Source organism: Kribbella polygonati (genome assembly GCF_050320105.1).
Taxonomy (GTDB): domain Bacteria; phylum Actinomycetota; class Actinomycetes; order Propionibacteriales; family Kribbellaceae; genus Kribbella.
The window spans coordinates 1,863,855-1,880,412 of record NZ_CP190129.1; the positions used below are offsets into that span (position 1 = coordinate 1,863,855).

Annotated in this window: 9 protein-coding genes; all 9 read left to right on the forward strand. The window is 70.6% G+C overall.

Annotated elements, in window-relative coordinates; all coding sequences use genetic code 11:
* Nucleotides 1–37 precede the first annotated feature (37 nt).
* Nucleotides 38–7,003, forward strand: coding sequence for a hypothetical protein (locus ACQHIV_RS08800; RefSeq protein WP_427892978.1), 6,966 nt, complete (start codon nt 38–40; stop codon nt 7,001–7,003).
* Nucleotides 7,000–7,473: a hypothetical protein gene (locus ACQHIV_RS08805; RefSeq protein ID WP_427892979.1), complete on the forward strand. Its 474-nt coding sequence runs from the start codon at nt 7,000–7,002 to the stop codon at nt 7,471–7,473. The genes ACQHIV_RS08800 and ACQHIV_RS08805 overlap by 4 nt, the downstream gene beginning before the upstream one ends.
* Before the next feature lie 7 nt (nt 7,474–7,480).
* On the forward strand, nt 7,481–7,756 hold the full coding sequence (locus tag ACQHIV_RS08810; RefSeq protein ID WP_427892980.1) for a hypothetical protein: 276 nt from the start codon (nt 7,481–7,483) through the stop codon (nt 7,754–7,756).
* 92 nt (nt 7,757–7,848) lie between these two features.
* A complete protein-coding gene (gene eccCa / locus ACQHIV_RS08815; protein ID WP_427892981.1) occupies nt 7,849–11,871 on the forward strand; it encodes a type VII secretion protein EccCa in 4,023 nt (1,340 codons plus the stop codon).
* Entirely contained in the window at nt 11,868–12,257 is a 390-nt protein-coding gene (locus tag ACQHIV_RS08820; RefSeq protein ID WP_427892982.1) for a hypothetical protein, read from the forward strand. Before eccCa ends, ACQHIV_RS08820 begins: the two co-directional genes overlap by 4 nt.
* Before the next feature lies 1 nt (nt 12,258).
* On the forward strand, nt 12,259–13,323 hold the full coding sequence (locus ACQHIV_RS08825) for a DUF6177 family protein (RefSeq protein ID WP_427892983.1): 1,065 nt from the start codon (nt 12,259–12,261) through the stop codon (nt 13,321–13,323).
* 25 nt (nt 13,324–13,348) lie between these two features.
* On the forward strand, nt 13,349–14,671 hold the full coding sequence (gene eccD, locus ACQHIV_RS08830) for a type VII secretion integral membrane protein EccD (protein WP_427892984.1): 1,323 nt from the start codon (nt 13,349–13,351) through the stop codon (nt 14,669–14,671).
* 12 nt (nt 14,672–14,683) lie between these two features.
* Nucleotides 14,684–15,859: a MinD/ParA family ATP-binding protein gene (locus ACQHIV_RS08835; RefSeq protein ID WP_427892985.1), complete on the forward strand. Its 1,176-nt coding sequence runs from the start codon at nt 14,684–14,686 to the stop codon at nt 15,857–15,859.
* Between the two features lie 116 nt (nt 15,860–15,975).
* Nucleotides 15,976–16,506: a Rieske (2Fe-2S) protein gene (locus ACQHIV_RS08840; protein WP_427892986.1), complete on the forward strand. Its 531-nt coding sequence runs from the start codon at nt 15,976–15,978 to the stop codon at nt 16,504–16,506.
* Nucleotides 16,507–16,558: the final 52 nt, after the last annotated feature.

The window sequence follows — 16,558 nt, forward strand, 5'->3', positions numbered from 1 at the left end:
CGCCCGCCAAGACTTCGTGTGATCGAGGAGTTCCCGGATGATCAAGCCTGAAGGCATTCCCGTCGAGGATCTCGACAGGGTCGCCATGGCGATCCAGCAGAATGCTGTCCCGTTGGGGAAGCTGGGTCAGGGCTTCTCGGATGTCGGCAACAACGTGCACAAGTCGTTCGGTGGGCTGAATGAGGTCTACCACGCCCCGGAGCGCGAGCAGCTGGTGAACTCGACGCAGCTGGTGCAGAAGAACCTGACCGAGTTCGGCTCGAATCTTCCGCAGATCGCGCACCACCTGAGCGTGTTCGGCGACGGCGTGCAGGGGAAGGCCGACCGTTTGCGGGCGATCCGTGCGGATGCCTACGACTGGATGCGCCGGAAGAACGGCAACCCGGACTGGCAGAACGACAAGTGGATGATCGACAAGAACAACCAAATGGTGCAGGACGTCCACAACATCATGAAGGTGGACCTGCCCGACATGAGCTTCCGCTGCGCGAATGCGATCCTCGCGCTGTTCGGCGGGAAGCCGTGGGACCCGAAAACCGGGGCCAGGCAGGGCGAGGAGCCGGAGAAGCAGACCGGCGACGGCGAACAGAAGGAAGAGCCCTGGGGAACGCCGGAGGACCGGGACAAGCCGTTCTGGCAGGACTGCGTGGAGTTCCTGCCCAACCTGCTGGGCGGCGTCGTGAAGGTCATCGGCGAAGCGATCGAAGGGGTCCTGACGGCGATTCCGGTGCTGCCGGCGCTCGGCAGCATCCCTGGCCTTCGCAAGTGGGCGAAGTCCACCTTCGGGTACGACATCCCGACCTGGGAGAAGGCCGGGGAGACCTGGAAGAACCTGGGAATCGTTGCCGCCGCGTTGGTGGCCGTTCCGGTCCAGGTTGCCTGGTGGGGGTTCGACAAGGCGACCGGGAAGGACACTCGGCCGCAATGGGTGAAGGACCTCGGCGAGAAGGCCGTCGACCTCGGGAAGAGCATGATCGCCTGGGACGAGTGGTCGAAGAACCCGGGCAAGGCGCTCGGAATGGCGCTGACGAACGTCGTCACGACGATCGGCACCGGCGGCGTGGCAGCCGGGGCGAAGGCGGCGGCCGCCGCCGGGAAGCTCGGGAAACTGAGCGTGGCTGCCGGGAAGGTGGCGAAGGCGGCCGAGTACGTCCAGGCCGTCAAGATCGCAGCCCATGACGGTGCCTTGGGGCTGGCGACAAAGATCCCGAAGGTCGGTGATGTGGTCGACAAGCTGGCGAAGATCCCCATCGTCGGCCACAACTTCCAGCCGCACGCGCCGAAGGCCGATGTCCCGGCGGTGACGGGGGCGGACACCGGCGGGTCGGTCGGTCATCATGCGGGCGACGTCCCCGGCGGGCACACCGGCGTCCCCGAGGCGCGAACCGGGACACCGAACGTCGACATCCCGTCCGTACACCCCGGCGACGGCCCAGCGGTGCACGCGGGCGACGGCGTACACACCGGGGTCGGCGACGGCCCCGGTGCCCACGCCGGGGTCGGTGACGGGCCGGGCGCCGGGACGCATACGCCGCCGTCGCACCCCGATCCGGTCACCGGCCGACCGACCTCGCACGGCGACTCGCAAACCGGCACCCACGACCCGACGTCCACAGGCCGGACCGACCCGGGTACGTCGACAGGGCACACCGACCCAGGCACCTCGACCGGACGGACGGACCCCAATACGCCGGCCGGACGGACCGATCCCGGGACGACACCGGCCGGACGCCACCAGCCCGAGCAGCCGATCGTGCCACCGCCGGTCCAGCCGGTGAGCCACCCGCATCCGGGTTCGACCACGCCGGTCGGGCACACGGAAACACCCGCGGGTCGCACGGATCCTGGTACGTCGACCTCCTCCGGCCGGACGGACCCGACACCGGTCGGGCGGACAGATCCTCGTACGTCGACACCAGCCGGCCGGACGGACTCGAACACGTCGACCGGCCGGACAGATCCCGGCACGACAACCGGGAGGACCGACCCGGGTACGTCCACGCCCGCCGGGCATCACGAGCCGACGACGCACGATCACACCGAGCCGACGCCGTCGCGGACCGAGTCGTCGGACCACGGCACGGGGCGGACCGAACCGTGGACCGGACGCACGCGTACCTCGGAGCCGACGACGCCGGGTACGGACCGTACCCATACGCCCGAGCCGACGAGGCCCGGAACGGACCGTACGCATACGCCGGAGCCGACGACGCCGGGCACCGACCGTGCGCGTACCCCGGAGCCGACCACGCCGGATCCTGGGCGTTCTGCCGATGGCACCGGCGCGGCGCGGACCAACGAGCCGCCGGTCGTGCCGGTCACTCCGGTTACCCCGGTGATGCCGACGCATACGGGCAGCCCGGTCGCGCCGGGCCGCTCGGCGCAGTCGATCGGTGACCGCCTGGCCGGCAAGGAGCCGACCATCCCCGAGAAGCTGGCCGGAGAACCCGTCGCGCGGACGCCGCGGCAGTCGATCGCCGACCGGCTGGACGGCAAACAGCCGACCATCGGCGAACGCCTCGACGGCGTCGAACCGCCACCCGGACGCACACCTGCCGGAGAACCCTCCGGTCGTACACCGGACGGAGAGCCGGGGGCGGGTCGGACGTCGGGTGCCGAGCCGACGCCACGGCAGTCGATCGCCGATCGTCTCGACGGCAAGGAACCCTCCATCGCCGAACGTCTCGACGGCGTCGAGCCGGCCGGCGGCCGTCCCGCCACGCACACGGAGCCTGATGCGGGAGCCGGAAAGCACGCGGACGACACCACGTCCGCGGGGCGCACCGCTGAACCGCACGATCCCGCGCGCCCGGCCGCGGAACGCCCACACGCCGACGACGACAGGCACCCCAACCGCACCGAGCCCGGACGCGACCCGGCGACCCGGCCAGGGGCGACCCGCCACGAATCCGACGGCGCACCGGCGGCCCACCACGACCGGAACACCGACCGCCCGCGCGCCGAGCACGCCGAGCCGAACAGCCCGCGCGCTGAGCACGCCGAGCCGAACAGCCCGCGCGGCGAGCGGACCGAGCCCTCCGCCGAACGCGCCCGCGACGGCGCGCCGGAGCGGGGCGCGGAACGCCCGCGCGAGCGCCACCAGGAGCCGGGCACGGAGCACCCACCTGAGGGCGACCGTCGGCCTGAGTCGGAGGCGACTCACCCGCACGAGGGGCGGCACGAGCCGGATCACTCCGGCGACGGCAACGACCCGCGGTACGACGATCCGCTCGAGCGGCAGCGGGTGATCGACCAGATGAAGCCCGAGCACCTGCGCCCGGAGGCGGGCAAGGTCCGGTCGGAGGTCGACCCGTTCCTGCACATCAAGCCGGACGACCTGGACCCGCGCCGGGGCGAGCTGATCGACAAGGTCGGGGAACGGCCCGTCGAGAACAAGTACGACTGGGTACACAAGGTCAACCCGGACAACGGTCTGTCTCCCCACTACGGGATGAACTGCCCGGAGGTGTCGCGGGTGACCTGCGACATCTTCAACGGTGGTGAGCCCAGGCTCGCGGCAGGCAACGCGTTGCGACGCGGCGAGCACCCGCAGACCACGCTGGAGTGGATGGGGATCGAGGACTTCCCCGAGGCGTACAAGTACAAGCGCCCGGAAGGTACCCCCGCGGGCTTCGGTTCTGACCAGTCCGCGTTGCAGCACGTACGGGACGCATTGAAGGGCCGGCCGGTCGGTACCCACGCGAACATCGGCGTGATGTTCGACCGCGGTGGGCACCGGTTCACGGCGTTCGTGGACGCCGACGGCAGCGTGAAGTGGATGGATGCGCAGCCGTCGCACGGAGCACGGACTCATCCTGACGGTTCTCCGGAACAGCGCGCCGCGATCGAGCGGGACATGATCAAGCACGCGAACCAGAACCCGGTCGCCGGGAGCCACATCCGCGAGCTCGAGTTCAGCGTCCGCGAGCCTGGCGGCGCGTGGGAAGGTGTACCGCGCCGCCCGGACTCGGCGCCCGCCTCGCAACGCAGCCTCGGCGCAGATCGGGTGCGGGAGGGGTCGAATTCGTTCGAGGACCGCCTGAAGCCGGGTGGCAGCAACCCGGCACACACGCCTGCCCGCCCGATGCCGACAGAACGCAGTGGTTCCGAACCTTCGATCGCGGACCGCCTGGCGGGCCAAGACCATCCCGCCGCCACCCACTCACCGGACCCCGGCACGAGGCCCACGGGCGAGCCGCGGGTTCCCGACCGTACCGGCGAACGCTCGAACACGCCCGGCCCCACCGACCACACCACACCACACGCATCCGACCCGACCGAGACTTCACGCGCCGGGAAGCACGCCGGTACGACGCGAGCTGGGGAGGATGCCGGTACGGCGCGGGCTGGAGAGACGGCGGGTGCGGCGCGGACCGGCGAGGATGCGGGTACGACGCGGACCGGGGAGGATGCGGGTACCGCGCGGGCTGGAGAAGATGCCGGTACGGCGCGTGCCCGAGAGGATGCGGGTACCGCGCGGGCCGGCGGTGCTGGTGATGGGAACGGGCATCGGCTGTCCGACATCCTGGACGGGACTGCCGAACCCGGAACGGTGAGCGGTCATCCCGGCGCGCACTCGTGGCGACCGTCCGAGGGAGGGCCGGGACCTCGCGAGGGGCGTCCGTCCGGCGACGGAGTACACACGCCTGAGCCGATCCACAGACCCGCGCCGGCGCAGCCCGGGAAGAACCCGCTCGAGCCCACCCATACCCCCGAGCCCACCCATACCCCCGAGCCCACCCATACCCCCGAGCCCACTCACACGCCCGAGCCCACCCACACCCGCGAGGCGGAGCACGCGTCCGAGCGGGTTGGCGCGCCTGCCGAACGACACCCGGGCGAGCCGACCCACACGCCGGAGCAGCCGCACTCTGCGAGCGACGGCCACTCGGCGGAGCAGTCGCGTCGTGGAGACGATGGGCGCACGCCGGAGCAGTCGCGTCGCGGGGACCACGGGTACACGCCGGAGCAGTCCCACGTGGCGGGGGAGTCCCGCCGCACGGGTGACGGGCGTGCGTCGACCGACACCCACTCGGCCGACGCTCGTCCGGGTGCGGGTCGGGCGCGGCAGGTGGAGGGGCCCTGGGAATCCGAGTTGGCTCGGCCTGAGTTTCGGGCTTCGGAGGCGGATCAGGCTGCGTTCAGGACGCAGTTCCCGGAGTACGACCGGGAGGCGATGCGGGAGCATCGGCGGAGGGGGCGGGCGCAGCTCGGGGATCGGGTGCTCAACCTGACCGATGTGGACATCCAGGCGATGGAGAAGATGCTGCAGCGGCAGCACTACGACATCAACAAGGCGTTGCACCGCGGCGATCGGGCGGTGGAGCACGACCCGATCGTGCGGAACGCGATCTCCGGGATGCACAAGATGCCGTCGGTGCGAGGTGAGGTGTACCGCGGGCGGACGTTCGACGACCCGGCGAAGTTGCAGGAGTTCCTGGATCGGCACGAGGTCGGGGAGTCCGTTCGGTACCGCGGGTTCACGCACTCGGACAAGCAGTATGACGGAGCGCGCCCGCATGCCGGGAGCGTGATGCTGCACATCGAGTCGCGGAACGGGCGGGACATGTCGTTCCTGCGTGATCCGCACAGTGGGATCGAAGAGGTGATGCATCTTCCGCACACGGACTTCTATCCGGTGCCGAAGCACTTCGACGAGGCGACCGGGAAGTACACGGCGAAGCATCTGGACGATGATGGTGTTTGGCACGTGTACGTGCGGGATCACACCGGGCCGTACATCGAGCCGGGTCGTACACGGCCCGAGACGCCCGCGACGCAGGTCGGCGAGCACCCGGCCGGGACGCGGTACGACCGCTCCCCGAACCAGCCGGAATCCCCATCGCCTCGCCACGACGAATCCGGTCCCTTCGGCCCGGTCGGTCACCGCGAGGAGCCGGGCTCGTTCGGCCCGGCGGGCCATCAGCAGGAGCCGGGGTCGTTCGGCCCAGTGGGGCACCGCGAGGAACCTGGGTCGTTCGGGCCGGTGGGGCACCGTGAGGAACCTGGGTCGTTCGGGCCGGTGGGGCATCGCGAGGACGGGTATCCGCCGGCGCAACACTCCTCTGGCGAGCAGCAGCACCCGCAGGATCCGTATGCACAGCAGCAGCCCTACGGGCGGCCGTTCGCGCAGGAACCGTCCGTGCAGCAGCCGTACAGCCAGCACCAGCCGTACGCGCAGCACCCGCAGGATCCGTACGCGCAACAGCAGCCGTACGCCCAGCACCCGCAGAACCCGTCTGTGCAGCAACAGCCGTACAGCCATCCTTACGGGCAGCAGTCGTACGGTGGGCCGCGGCAGGGGCACTATCCGCCGGTGAGCCGTGGTGAGCAGCCGTACGGGTCGCCGAGTCCGCAGGACCCGCGCGGACAGCAGCCGCAGAGCCCGTACAACCAGCACGGGCAGCAGCATCAGCCGTACAGCCCGCAGCCGCAGTACCAGCAACCCCCTCAGCCGCAGTATCACCAGCAGCAGTACGGCCAGCAGGGTGGGGAGTGGCGGGCGGGGGATCCGGCTTATGGGGTGAGCACGAAGCCGGGATTCGATCCGGCGTTTCATCATCGGGCGCTGGGCAACGAGTTCGCACCCGGCGTGCACGACCCGGACGGTGCGTTCCAGCCGAAGGAGCGGGTGATTGCCGCGCGGCTGCAACACGAGGGCTGGCGTGTGGACGGGCGGCCGGAGGATCACGGCGTGCAGCATCTGAAGAACCCGGAGTCGATGGTGCGTAAGCATCCGGGACATGCCGGCGTGATCACCGAGTACAAGACGCTGCAGAGCGGCTCGCGGAACGCGGCGAAGCGGAACATCAACGATGCCAGCGATCAGGTCCCGCCGGACGGTGAGGTGGTGATCGACGGCCGGGGCGTCGGGCTCACCGAGGAGGCCGCGGACAACGCGTACCGCGGTGCGCTCGGCCAGCACGGTAAGCGGGTGGCGGCCGAGGTGCATGTGATCCTCGGCGACGGCCGGATCAAGACGTACACGAGGGAGAACCGATGACGGCGCGGGAGAACGTGTTCCTGCGGTCGGCCGCGCCGGTGCGGGAGCAGGCAGAACGCCTGCGGGACCTGCTCGGGCTGGAGCCGATCCCGGATCAGTCGGGTGCCGGTCCCGACCAGTACGGGCTGCGGGCGGCGGCGCGTACGGTGCCCGGCACGCTCGGGTTCCTGGTGCAGCCGAACCTGCACGTCGAGGCGGACCCGGCCCCGGAGGACGTACAGGCGATCGACGGCTACCCGATCGAGATCGACATCTGGCTGGGCCGGGACGAGGGCGCGCAGCGGGCCGAGGGGCGCCTGGTGTTCGACTACCTGGTGCAGATGTGGCCGGACGTCCCGATGCTGCTCTGCCACGACCTCGAGGAGTTGCTCGTCGCCTACCGTCCGGGCCGCGGCGTGTACGAGTTCCCTGCCGGTACGACGATGGACGCGCCGGACGCAGCGCAGTGGCGCGACTGGGTGGAGGTCTGACCGAACTATGTCCGGTAGCTACTACGGAACGCAGGTCATGGAGTCGGTCGCGGTACGCCGCCGCCGGCTTCGGGAAGCCTGGTTGTTCGGGCAGGACCGCGCGCGGAACACGCTGAAGGAACAGACGGGCAAGTTGTTCGCGAGCGTGATGATCGGCGTCCTGGCCTGCGCGGGCTGCGCCGGCGTCTCGTACTTCAAGTCCTCGTCGGCCAAGGAGAAGGAGAAGAACCAGCCGGCCACCTCACAGACGACCGGGCCGGTGAGCCCGTCACCCAACCGGTGAGCGTCGTACCGGACGCCGGTCCGGCGGAGCGCAGACAGAACTGTACGAAGTCCCCCGCGAGGTCGCGGGCGGGTCAGCGGAGGGAACGTTAGGTGGCAAGCCGGATCGTGCATCGACCGGCGCGGCGGACGGCCGCGCCCGGGATGCAGGAGCAGCGCGTGATCGAGCCCGCGCCGACCCTGGGAGGTGCGGGCGGCGGCGCCGGCGGCGGCAACGCGATGCTGCAGATGGTGCCGGCGCTGGGCGGTATCGGCTCGATGGTGATGATGACCATGGGCCGGTCGGGACCGATGATGATGGTCGGCATCGTGATGGGCGCGGTGACGCTGCTCGGCACCGCCGGCGGCATGCTCGCCGGTCGCGGCCGGGGCGGTAAGCAACGCAAGGACCAGCGCACCCGCTACCTGGATTACCTGGAGCGGCTCCGCGACGAGTTCTCGGTGCAGGAACGGACGGCCCGTACGGAGGCGCTCGAGCTGAACCCGCCGCCGGACGCCCTGCTCGACTGTGTGAGCGACGTGTCCCGGTTGTGGGAGCGGCGGCGGACCGACAGCGACTTCCTGCAGCCGCGCTGCGGGAGCGGCCGGGTGCCGGTCGTACCGGCCGTCGTCGGTCAGTCGGGATCCGCGATGGAGCCGCCGGACCAGTTCATGATGGCGGAGGCGAACTCGCTGGTCCGCCGGTTCACTCTGATTCCGGACATGCCGTTGACGGTGCCGCTGGACCATGTCGGCAACGTCAGCATCGTCGGCGACCGCGAAGGCGTCGTCCGGGTGGCTCGCTCGCTGCTCGCACAGACCGCGGTCTGGCACGCACCCGAGGACGTCATCATCGCGGCCGCCTACCCGCCGCAGGCGTTGCCGGACTGGCAGTGGATGTCGTGGCTGCCGCACGTCCAGGACCCGGACCGCAAGACCGGCCCGACGCCGTTCCGGCGGATCGCGGAGAGCCCGGCGGAGCTGTCGCAGTTGCTCGCCGGCGACCTGGGCGAGCGGGTCCAGTGGGCGACGGAGTCGCGGCGGGGCTCGGTGGCGTTCGACGACCGGCGACGGCTGACGCAGCGGATGCTGGTGCTGCACGACACGTACGGCGACGTGTCGGCGGAGGTCCGTCCGCAGGCCGACGACTCGCTCATGCCGGGGGAGCTCGGCGTGACCGTACTGCACCTGGTCGCGGACCGGGTCCAGGAGCCGAGCTCGGTCACGATGCGGATCACGGTGTACGGCGACGACGTACGGGTCGAGGACCTGCGTGGCCAGGTACCGATGGCGGCGAGCGGTCAGGTCGACCGGTTCGACGCGGCGCTGGCCGAGGGCATCGCGCGCGAGCTGGCCCCGCTGCGGCTGTCGGCGGAGTCGCTCGACGACGAGGCGCAGCTCGACAAGGTCGACTTCATGGGCCTGCTGAACATCACCGACGTCGCGCGCCTGGACTTCCACCAGCTGTGGCAGCCGCGGACCGACCGGGCGTTCCTTCGGGTTCCGCTGGGGATGGACGAGACCGGCGGTACGACGCTCGTGGACCTGAAGGAGTCCGCGCAGCTCGGTATGGGTCCGCACGGCCTGATCATCGGTGCGACCGGCTCCGGCAAGTCCGAGGTACTGCGGACCATGGTGACCGCGCTGCTCGCGACGCACCCGCCCGAGGATCTCGCGCTGGTGCTCGTGGACTTCAAGGGCGGTGCGACGTTCGCGCCGTTCGACGGCGTACCGCATGTGGCCGGCATCATCACGAACCTGCAGGACGACGCGAGCATGATCGAGCGCGCGTACGCGAGCCTGGCGGGCGAGGTGCAACGCCGACAGCAGGTGCTGAAGGACGCGGGCAACATCGCGAACATCACCGACTACCGGCTCTACCGGTCGCAGCGGCCGGAGATGGCGCCGCTGCCGCACCTGTTCGTGATCATCGACGAGTTCGGGGAGCTGCTGAACCAGCGACCGGACTTCATCGACCTGTTCCTGTCGATCGGCCGGATCGGCCGGTCGATCGGGGTCCATCTGCTGCTGTCGAGCCAGCGGATCGAGTCCGGCGCGTTGCGTGGCCTGGACACGTACCTGTCGTACCGCCTCGGGCTGCGGACGTTCTCCGAGGAGGAGAGCCGGACGGTGCTGGACACCACCGACGCCTTCCATCTCCCGCCGCTGCCCGGTTACGGCTACCTGAAGGTGGACACGAGCATCTACCAGCGGTTCAAGGCGGCGTACGTCTCCGGTCCCTATGCGCCGCCCGCGGAGGACGTCGCCGACGACGAGGGCGAGAACGTCCGCCCGCACGAGATCCCGGTGTACCAAGAGCGTCCGGACGACCTGTCCGGTGCGAACGCACTCGAGCCGGCGGCGACCGAGCGGACGACGGGCCCCACCGTCCTGAACGTGTTCGTCGACCAGGTTCGCAAGGCGGCCCCGTCGATCCTGCAGATCTGGCTGCCGCCACTGCCGGCCGCGTGCACGCTGGACGGGATCGCCGGACGAGCGGACTTCGTCAGCGATCGTGGGCTGCAGCTCACCGTGGAGACGCCACGGATGATGCCGCCGCTCGGTGTGGTCGACGACCCGCGGAACCAGCGGCAGAACGTCTTCCGGCTGGACCTGACCCGTGCCGGTGGGCACGTGGCGTTCGTCGGCGGTCCGCAGTCCGGCAAGACCACCGCCCTGCGGACGGTGGTCACCTCGCTGGCGCACACGCACACGCCGCTCGAGGTCGCGATCTACGCGCTCGACCTGGCCGGTGGCGGCATGCAGGCCCTGGAGCAGCTGCCGCACGTCGGCGGGGTCGCGCTGCGCACGGACCGCGAGCGCATCCGCCGGACCGTGGAAGAGATCCGGACGATGATCGATCAGCGGGAGCGGATCTTCCGCAACCACGGCATCGACACGATGGACGCGCTGCGCGCCGATCACGCGGCCGGGCGGATCCCGGAACTGCCGACCGCGGACGTGGTCCTGGTGGTGGACAACTACGGCGCGATCCGGACGACGTTCGACGACCTGGACGAACCGCTGTCGGACATCCTGCAGCGCGGCAGCAGCTACGGCGTACATGTGGTCGCGGCGATGATGCGCTGGAACGACATCCGGATGCAGAACCAGGCACTGTTCGGCACGATGCTGGAGCTGCGGCTGAACGACCCGACGGACTCGAACATCGACCGGCGTCTGCAGGAGGTACTGCGCAGAGCCGGCGGCGGCCGGGCGCTGCTGCCGGGGAGCAAGCTGTTCCTGCAGATCGCGCTGCCGCGAGTGGACGGCGTCGCGTCGGACGAGAACCTGGCCGAGGTCCTCGAGGCCCAGGCGGTGTCGGCGCGGTCCACCTGGCAGGGGCAGCGCGCCCCGCAGATCAGGATCCTGCCGCTGCAGCTGCCGCGGGCGGATGTGGCGGACGAGGTCCGCGAGCCGGCGGTCGTGCCCGTGGGTGTGGACGAGCGGGCGCTGTCGTCGGTGTACGTCGACCTGGCCGGCCGGGACAGCAACCTGGTGGTCTTCGGCGACAGCGGCTGCGGAAAGACGAACCTGGTCCGGCTGCTGGTCCAGCAGTTGGTCGACCGGCATACGTCCGACCAGCTGGTGTTCGCGGTGATGGATCCGCGGCGCGGGCTGCGGGACGTCGTACCGTCGGAGTACCTCGGCGGCTACGCGCCGACCGGGCGGATGGCGGCCGGACTCGCCGCGGGTGTTTCGCAGGAGTTGGCGAAGCGGATGCCGGACGACACCGGCGCGGTCCCCGAGGCGGGGCAGGGCGGCCCGCGGATCGTCGTACTGGCCGACGACTACGACCTGCTGACGACCGGTGGGCAGTCGCCGATGGATCCGTTCCTGCCGTACGTCGCGTCCGGGCGGGACATCAGGCTGCACTTCGTCGTCACCCGGCGGGCGTCGGGTGCGTCGCGGCAGCTGTACGAGCCGTTCCTGTCCGCCGTACTGGAGTCGGGCTCGGCCGGCCTGGTGATGTCCGGTGACCGCGCCGAAGGGCAGCTGTTCACCGGTGCGTACCCGGGTGACTATCCACCGGGGCGTGGCCTGTTCGTTCGACGAGGTGGCGGGCCGCAGCTCGTCCAGACGGCCCTTGCCGACGCGGTCCCGACCGTGCCGGCGGGCGGAGGTGTGACGCCATGACGTATGACCTGGTTGCGCTCGTCGACGGCCGCCCGACCGGCGACGATCTGCTGGCCGGCCTCGCGGCCGCGGGCTCCGAGCTCGGCGTCCGTGCGGTGAGCGGCGGCGCGGTGATCCAGCTCTGTGACGATGACGACGACCCGCTGGTGTCGATCGAGATGCCGTTGCTGATCCAGGTGCCGGGCGAGGTGGAGCGGATGCTCGGGCCCTCGGTCGGACAGGTCCCGACACCGGCCTGGTGGGTCGAGATCCGCGCCTCGTCCCTGGACGGCGCGCGCGAGCTCGCCGAGAAGTACGCCGACACCCTGGTCGGCCGGCTCGGCGGCCGGGTGTGGTCACCCGAAGACACCGAGCCGGCGGTCCTCGCGAACGAAGGAACCAACTGAGATGCCGAACGAACTGCTCTTCAGCCCCGGCGTCGACCTCGTCACCGACCGGGTCGCCGTCGTCATGCAGGACCGCCCGGTGGTCGGCATGTCCGCGTGGCTGTCGGACGCACTCGCCTCCGCGATCAGCGCGGGCCGTGACCTCCAGCTGGTGACGCCGCGGACCTCACGGATCACCTGGCCGGTACGGTCGCTGGTCTTCCAGGGCCTGCTCTCGCGGTGGGTCGTGGTGGGCGACGACGGCGAGTACTTCGACGGTCTGAACGGCATCCGGGTGGTCTGGAACGACGAGATGTTCGTCGCCCGCTCGACGGGCGAGCCGGACGAGCGCACGTCGGACATGCACCCGGACTTCGTGGTCCAGGAGGATCCGTTCGCACACCTCCAGCTGACCGTGCGGGTGCGGCACAAGCCGGTCGCCTCGCTCGTCCTGGGCAAGGTGGCAGAGACGTTGTTCCACGGCGCCACCGGCGGTGGCCCAGCCGGCTGGTCGACCTCTGAGCCGGTGACCCAGCCGTGGAGCCCGCAGGCGTTGACGGAGTACTGCCGGGGCCGCGCTCCGAAGCCGTCCTTGCTGATCGTGTCCGGACAGCCTGGCCCCGAGTGCAAGCCCGCCGTCGCCACGATGGAGATCCGCCGGACCACCTCGGGCGTCGACGAGACCGTGACCATGTCCGTCGCGCAGCCGGGGACAGAGCTGCCGACGCCGCACGCGGTCGGCGAACTGGTCGACGCCGTCGCGGACGACTTCGAGTTGGTGTCGGCGGTCGCGACGGGTGCGTTCGGTGCCGCCGACGGCACCTACCAGCCGCGCTTCGTGGGCCTCACCGGGCCGGTCGGGATCGGGGTCGGCCACGAAGCGGTCCGGGACCGCGGGCTCGAGCAGGCCCTCGACGTCGAGGGCATCAACGCGCTGGCGATCGGGCCGTCGCACGAGCCCGGTGTCTGGTACCCGATCGGCAACGGCCGGACGGCCGAGGACTGGGAGAAGTACGGGGTGCTGATGCGCAAGCTGGTCCCGGCCGAGGCCCTGCCCGGTCAGCCCGGTCAGCCCGGACAGCACTGAGCAGCGAGAACAGGAGCGAAGAGCTATGAGCGTGTACAGCCGCGTGACGGTGATCGGTCAGCGCCGTCGGCTGGATGCGGTGTTGCCGGCGGACGAGCCGCTCGGCGTGCTGCTGCCCGACCTGCTGCGGATGCTGGACGAGCCGCTGGCGCAGAGCCCGCAACGGCGGTTCCTCACCACGGCGACCGGCGTACTGGTCCCGCCGGAAGGGACACTGCAGGCCGCGCAGATCATCGACGGTTCCGTACTCCGGTTGGCCTCCGAGGGTGAACTGCCGCCACCGCCGACCGTGTACGACGTGACCGAGGAGGCGGTCGAGGACCTCAAACGCCGCGGTACGACGTTCAAGCCGCAGCATCGCCGGATCCTCGCGGGCGCCGGGCTGGTGTTCTCGATCATCGCCGGTGCGATCTCGGTGCTGGTCGCCGCGCCCAACGGTGTCACCGCGGCGGCGCTGCTGGTGCTGACGGCGATCTGCGCCTTCGTCGGCATCGCCCTCGGCCGGAGCGGGAACAAGGTGATCGCCACGCCGCTCGTGACGGTTGCGACCGTGGTGCTGGCGTTGACGGTCGGTTTCTGGGCCTTGAACGGTGGCTGGGAGCTCGGTCTGGTCATCACGGTCGGAGCCTTGTGCCTGGCCTTCGGGCCGTTGTTCTACGCAGCTGCGGGGCTCGCCGGCGGTGGTGTCGTCGCGGGTGCGACGGCTGTCCTGTTCGTCGCGGTCTGGATGATCGGCGTAGGTACGGGTCTGGCTGCGGAACGGGTCGGTGCGCTGGCGGCGCTGCTCGCCGTACTCTTGCTCGGCCTGTTGCCCCGGATGGCGCTGGCGTTGTCCGGGCTCTCCGGCTTGGACGACAAGCGGGCAGCGGGGCAGGAGATCATGCGTGGCGACGTACGTACCGCGCTGAATGCCGCTCACCTGGGGTTGGCGCTGGCGACGTTGCCGATCGCTGTCTCGTCCGCGGTCGCTGGTCTGATGCTGCTGAAGCAGGGTGGTGCGTGGGCTGTCGCTTTGGCGCTCGTGTTGTCGTTCCTGCTGGCGTCGCGGTCCCGGCTGTATCCGCTGGTGAGTGAGGTCGCGGTGCTGTTCGCGGCTGCCTTCGCCATTGTGTCGGGGTGCGTGCTGATCGCGGCCGTGAACGGGCAGGGCGGTGCGTTCATCGCCCTGGGGCTGCTGGTGCTGGTGGCCATGTTCTGCGCGTTCGGTCTGAGTTTCGCCCCCGCGGAGCATGTCCGGGCGCGGCTGACTCAGCTGCTGGACTATGTTGAGGTGGTGGCGATCGTGGCGACGGTCCCACTGACGCTGGGGGTTTTCGGCGTCTATTCCAGCCTGCTGAACAAGTTCTGATGATCCGGTGGCATGACTGATTCCGACTGGCAAGGGGACATGTTGCGCCGGATGTCGGCGCAACAACCACCCGCCGACGAACCGTCCGAGAGCGCCCCGCAGCCGCCTGCCCAGCAACAACCGGCAGTTCCCGAGCAACCCGTCGCACCTGACCAGCCGCAGGAGCAGTGGTATCCGCCGCCGCAGCCGGGTTACTACCAGCAGTCCGGTCCGCCGCCGCAGTACCAGCCGCCACCTCCTCCGCCGTACGAGCAGCAGGGGTACCCGCCGTACCATCAGCAGCCTCCGGGGCAGATGCCGCCGCCCGGGCAGGTGCCGTACCAGCCCGCGCCGGGCGACCCCTGGGGGCAGCCGCCGCAGCCGCAGTCCGACCGGCTGGGAAGGCCCGCACCGGTCGAGGGCGATTCGGTGTTCCGCCGCTTCCGCCGGATCGCTTCCGAGGCTGCGTTCCTGGTCGGCGCGTCCGGCCGGATGGAACGGGACGTCGACAACATCGCGACCGTCCGCCGGCCGATCGCGATCATGCGCCGCGTCGGCGTGCTGAGCCCCGTGCTGAACGGCGGTACGTCGACCGTCGTCGCGCTGCTGTCGACGATGCTGGCCGCCCAGCGCTCGGACCGGGTGGTGGCGCTCGACACCGACCCGGCCGGCGCGGAACTGTCCCGCCGTCTCGAGCCCGCGTTCGGCGCCGGAGCGATCGAGGGCGTCACGCTCGTGCGGGCCGACGGTAACGCCGCAGCCGTCCGGTCGACACTGGCCGAGGTCCAGGGCCAGGGCGCCCGCGACGTCGGCCTGGCCGTCGTCGACTGCCCCGGCACCATGTACGACGAGGTCGGCGCCGAACTGGCGGTCTCCGGGCACTGCACGGTGCTCGTGCTGCCGTCGGCGCGGCAGATCGCCGAGTATGCCCTGGCACAGCTCGACCAGCTGGCGCCGGCCGGACAGGACGTACTACTGAACCGTGGCGTGGTGGTGATCACCATGGTCGAGGACGCCCCCGCGAGCTCGGTCGGCTGGCTGGTCGACGCGTTCCGGCAGCGCGGGCTGGAACCGGTCGTCCTGCCGTACGACGATCACGTCGCGCAGTCGTGGCCGTTGCACTCGGAGCGGCTCCAGCCGGAGACGCGTCGCGCGGTGCTCGAGCTGGCCGCGCGGGTGGTCGGCACGGTGACCGGGGCTCCCAGCTGATTCACAGCAAACCCTCAAACTGCGGTGCAAGGTGAACCGTTCGGCCGGCCTCGTCGTTTGACCTGGTGTACTGCGTTCAACCACTTCGATCAGCAGGCTCCTGGAGGTCCAGATTCATGAGCGATGACACGACGGCATCGACCACCCCATCGGCAGCGGACGGTCTGCGGGACCGCAGGACGGTGCTGCGCTGCGCGGCGATGGTCGCCCTGGCGGGTGCCGGCGCGCCGATCCTCGCGGCCTGCGGTGGCAGCGACACCTCCGGAAGCGGCAGCACCGGCGGCACCAGCACCGGTACGTCGCCCTCGGCCACCGGCTCCGCGCCGAGTGCGAGCGCCTCGTCGGGTGGCGGCGGCGGTACGGTCCTCGGCCCCGTGTCCGACGTACCGGTCGGTGGCGGGAAGGTGTTCACCGACGCGAAGGTCGTGGTGACGCAGCCGACAGCGGGCACCTACAAGGGTTTCTCGGCGGTCTGCACGCACCAGGGCAACCCGATCGGTTCGGTGGAGGGCGGCCAGATCGTCTGCCCGTTCCACAACAGCCACTTCAGCATCACCGACGGCAGCGTGGTCAGTGGACCGGCGCCGTCGCCGCTGCCGGCCGTGAAGGTCAAGGTCGAGGGCAGCAACATCGTCGAGTCCGCCTGACCGGCGCAGGCATGACGAAGGCCCGGTCACCGGGGGACCGGGCCTTCGGACG